The organism is Steroidobacter flavus (assembly GCF_042651805.1).
GTDB lineage: Bacteria > Pseudomonadota > Gammaproteobacteria > Steroidobacterales > Steroidobacteraceae > Steroidobacter > Steroidobacter flavus.
In genome coordinates this window covers 1750848-1756015 of the sequence record NZ_JBHSDU010000015.1, presented here as the reverse complement: position 1 = coordinate 1756015, position 5168 = coordinate 1750848, and the positions used below count along the sequence as shown (strand labels likewise).

The following is a 5168-nucleotide window of genomic DNA, read 5'->3' as shown; positions in this document are numbered from 1 at the left end:
CGGCGGCGCTGTCCACCACCCATACCGAAAATCGCAGCCTGAACAGCGGCGCGCTCACGTCCTTGCCTGGCGCTGGGACGTGGACAGCGGCACAGCTGTTCGAGACCACCAATGGCGCCGCGGCGGGTGCATCGAGTCTGGCGTTCGATGCCTACGGCAATGGTTTTGGCGCGTGGATCTTCAGCGGCGACGTCTATGTGCGGCGCTACGACGCGGCGAGCGCGCAGTGGTCGGCGGCGGTGAGGGTCGATACCACGACCGTCGTGTCGAGCGCGGTGCAGGTGGCGGTCGATCGGGCGACTGGCAAAGCGGTGCTCGGATGGATACAGAGCACGGGCGTGGCGGTTTCGAGCTATGACCTCGCCACCGGCACCTGGGGTGCCGTGCAACTGATGGCTTCGAGCGATAACGTGACCAATGCGCGAGACAGCTTTGCGCTCTCGATCGCCGGAGACTTTGCCGCGGTCACGTGGGTACGCACCGAATCTGGTCGTTTGAATGTTCGTGCGAGCGTCGCGAACAACGGGGTGTGGGGCGCGGTCGGCTTGCTTGAGAGCACCTCGCCGCACGCATCGCTGCCGCAGGTGGGCATCGATGCCACTGGCAATGCACTGGTGACGTGGCGCCAGTCGGACGGCACGGCGGAGCGTGTTTATTACAGCCGCTGGAGTCATGCGAGCCAGAGCTTCAGCACCGCAACGCTGCTCGACGGCGCGACCGGTGCGACCGACCGTCCGAAGATGGGCTTCGACGGCCAGGGCAATGCCATTGCGATGTGGAGCGAAGCGGGGAATTTGTATGCTCGCCGCTTCGACAGCGCGACCGCGGCTTGGGGCACCATCGCGCTGGTTCAGTCGGGGACCATTTCGAGCTGGGATCTTTCCGTCGACGCGCAGGGTAACGCGCTGGCCGGTTGGACGCAGGATGACGGTTCAACCATATCGGCCTACGCACGCCGCTTCGATGCGACCACCGGAACGTGGGGCACGGTGGCGCTGCTCGAAAACAGCACTGCCGCGGTTTCTGGAACAAGAATCTCGGTCGCCATCGCCGGCAACAACGCGGTGGTGGGTTGGCTGCAGACCAACGGAACGACCGACGATCTTTACGCAGTCACCTCGAACGGCGGCACGTGGAGCACGCCGCAGCTGATCGATTCGCGCTCGAACACGGTGACGGCGCAATTTGCCGCGGTGGATATGGGCGGCAGCGCCGCGCTGGTGTGGGAGCAGGTCGACGGTAACAACTTCCGTTCGATCTATCAGGCCAGCTACCTCAGCCCGGGTTACTACACGGTTCCCGCCGGTGCGACGTGGCAATCGATTGCTAACGCTTTGTATGGCGTGAACAGCGCCGCGGCTGGCAGTGCCTTGCAGGCCGCGATGGGCAATCCTGCGTTGACAACTGGCGCGTTGCTGTCGGCGTTTCCCGCGACGCTTAGCTTCGCATCGACCGTTCCTGCCTACTACACGGTGCAGGCTGGCGATACTTGGGCAAGCATCACCCAAACAATCTACGGTACGAGTGCATCGGCCGCCATCAGCGCATTGCAGACGCATCTCGGCAATCCGACGCTCGCGACCGGGCTCGAACTGACGGTACCGCAGGTGCTGAGCTATGCCAGTGGCGGAGCCAGCCACCCGCTGAACACTGGCTCGCTCACGACCTTGCCTGGCGCTGGGACGTGGACAGCGGCACAGTTGTTCGAGACCACCAATGGTGCCGCCGCGGGTGCGTCGAGTCTGGCGTTCGATGCCTACGGCAATGGTTTTGGCGCGTGGATCTTCAGTGGCGACGTCTATGTGCGGCGCTATGACGCGGCGACAGCGCAGTGGTCGGCGGCGGTTCGTGTCGATAGCGGGACCGTCACGTCGAGCGCGGTGCAGGTGGCGGTCGATCGCGCGACTGGCAAAGCGGTGCTCGGATGGATACAGAGCACGGGTGTGGCGGTTTCGAGCTATGACCTCGCCACCGGCACCTGGGGTGCCGTGCAGCTGATGGCGTCCAGCGACAACGTGACCAACGCGCGAGACAGCTTCGCGCTCTCGATCGCCGGAGACTTCACCGCGGTCACGTGGGTACGCACCGAATCTGGTCGCTTGAATGTTCGTGCGAGCGTCGCGAACAACGGGGTGTGGGGTGCGGTCGGCTTGCTTGAGAGCACCTCGCCGCACGCATCGCTGCCGCAGGTGGGCATCGACGCCACTGGCAATGCATTGGTGACGTGGCGCCAGTCGGACGGCACGGCGGAACGTGTTTATTACAGCCGCTGGAGCCATGCGAGCCAGAGCTTCAGCACCGCGACGCTGCTCGACAGCGGGACCGGTGCGACCGACCGTCCGAAGATGGGCTTCGACGGCCAGGGTAATGCCATTGCGATGTGGAGCGAGGCGGGGAGTTTGTATGCTCGCCGCTTCGACAGCGCGACCGCGGCTTGGGGCACCACCGTGTTGGTTCAATCGGGGACCATCTCGAGCTGGGACCTTTCTGTCGACGCGCAGGGTAACGCGCTGGCCGGTTGGACGCAGGATGACGGCACGACCATCTCTGCTTACGCGCGCCGCTTCGATGGGGCCAGCGGAACGTGGGGCACGGTGGCGCTGCTCGAAAGCAGCACCGCCGCGGTCTCCGGGACCAGAATCACAGTCGCCATCGCCGGAAACAACGCCGTGGTGGGCTGGCTGCAGACGAACGGAACGACCGACGATCTCTACGCGGTCACTTCGAATGGCGGCACGTGGAGTACGCCGCAGCTGATCGACTCGCGTTCGACCACGGTGACGGCGCAATTTGCCGCGGTGGATATGGGCGGCAGCGCCGCGCTGGTGTGGGAGCAGGTCGACGGCAACAACTTCCGCTCGATCTATCAGGCGCGTTATATCAGCCCGGGCTACTACACCGTCCCCGCCGGTGCGACGTGGCAATCGATTGCAAACGCTTTGTATGGAGTGAACAGCGCCGCGGCTGGCAGTGCCTTGCAGGCGGCCATGGGCAATCCTGCGTTGACGACTGGCGCGTTGCTGTCGGGGTTCCCAGCGTCACTGGATATCGGCTCGACTACGCCGAGCGGCCAGATTCAGACGGATGTGCAGGACGCACTGGGGCTGGTCACGCGCTACATCCATGACACGTCCGGCCGACTCACGTCGGTGCTGAGTCCCGCGGTGAACGGCACCCGGATGGAGACGCGGTACGCATACGACGCCGACGGCAATGTCACGTCGATCACCGAGGATCCGACTGGCCTCAATCGGGTCACGACGTTCGGCTATGACGCCAACGGCAATTTGACGCTCACTCGCGACAGCCTCGGCAACACGATCACGCGTACCTACGACAGCAACAATCAGTTGCTGACGGAAACGACGTACGCCGGACGCGATACGGATGGCGCGGGCAGCGGTCAACCGACCGAGCCGAGCACGACGCGCTATGTGTACGACGCCGAAAGTCATCTGCGATTCGTAGTCTCGCCGGAAGGTCGCGTGACCGAGCATCGCTATGACACCTCCGGTCAACGCACCTCGACGCGGACCTATCTCTATATCCGTTACACCGCGACGAACTTCGCCGAGAGCGACCTGGTCACCTGGACCGGCAGCGGCGATCGCACGCACGAGCTGGCGGTCTATGCTTATGACTTCCGCGGCAATGTCCTGAATATCAGCCAGTACTGGGGCATGACCACCGCGGGTGCGCCGCTCGGCACCGCCATGATCACGCGCTTCGTGTACGACCAGCGCGGCCAGCTGTTACAAACGATCGATCCGCGCGGCGAAGCGACGACCGGCAATCCCAACGACTATCGCACCGTCTACACCTATGACGGACTCGGCCGGCGGCTCACCAGCAATGAATGGATCTCCGCCACGACGACCCGCACGACGCTCAATGCTTACGACGACGCGGGCCGCACGACGCGCTCGACGTTCGCGAACGGGTTGGTCACGACCAGCGTCTACAATCGTGCCGGCGAACTGCTCAGTGTCGCCAATGGCAGCGCGGGCTCGTTCGAAGCCCTGGGCAAGACCAGCTATGCCTACGATGCCGGCGGACGGCTGCGAATGGTGACCGATCCCACCGGCGTGCGGCAGTTCTTCTACTACGACGACGCGGGCCGACAGGTCGCGCAGGTCGACGGCGATGGCTCGCTGACGGAATTCGTTTACAACCGTGCGGGCGAGCGCGTCAAAACTATTCAGTACGCCGCGCTGCTGAACAGCCAGACGCGAAGCTCACTGGTCGTTGGCAACACGCCTGCAAACATCGCGCTTGCCACGTTGCGCGCCGCAGCCGGTGGCAATCCCGATAGCGATCGCATCAGCCGCTTTGTCTACGACGCTTCCGGCGCGCTCGTCTATACGATCGATCCCTCCGGTGCCGTGGTCGAGAACCGTTACGACGGTGCTGGCCGCCTGACGGATGTCGTTCAGTACTCGAATCGCATCACCATTTCGCGCACGGTCGATGAAGTGTTGCCATCGGCAGTCGCGGTGGCAACGCATGACGACGATCGTCGCACTCGCTATTTCTATGACGGCGAGGGCCTGAAGATCGGACAGCTCGACGCGGAGGGTTATCTCACCGCGTACGTCTACAGCGGCGCGGGTCGCCTGATCGAGGAGACTCGCTACGCCAATCAAAGCGCCGTCGGCGTGCGCGCCACGGGCACGCTGGCTGCACTGAAAACCTCGGTGGGGACGGACACCGAGACCGCGATCGATTCGGAGCGCGATCAAGTCACCGAGTACTACTACGACTCGATGGGGCGCCTCACTGGTGTGCTGGATGCCGAAGGGTATCTGACCGAGACGCAGTACGACGGCGCCAGCAACGTCAGCAAGCGCATTCGTTACGACCAGGTGCTGTCGTATCGCTCGACGCTTTCGACGCTGAAAGCATTGGTGGTGGACGCGACAGTGCGTGAGACCACCGATTACACCTACGACGGCGAAGGTAAGCTGATCGGCGAAGTGGTGACGCGGGGAACACCGACGTCTGCATCGAGTATCACGACGACCTACAGCTACGACATCGCCGGCAATCTCATCAGCACCACTCGAGCCGCGGGCTCGGATGAAGCCCGCACCACCGACGTACGCTATGACTTCCTGGGTCGAGTGATTCAGGAGTTGAGCGCGGAGGGGCGCCAGCGAATCACGTCGGGC

Annotated in this window: 1 pseudogene; it reads left to right on the top strand. The window is 63.9% G+C overall.

Features of this window, described 5'->3' with window-relative positions:
* Window positions 1-5168, top strand: a pseudogene (locus ACFPN2_RS34755) (hypothetical protein); the annotation flags it as partial.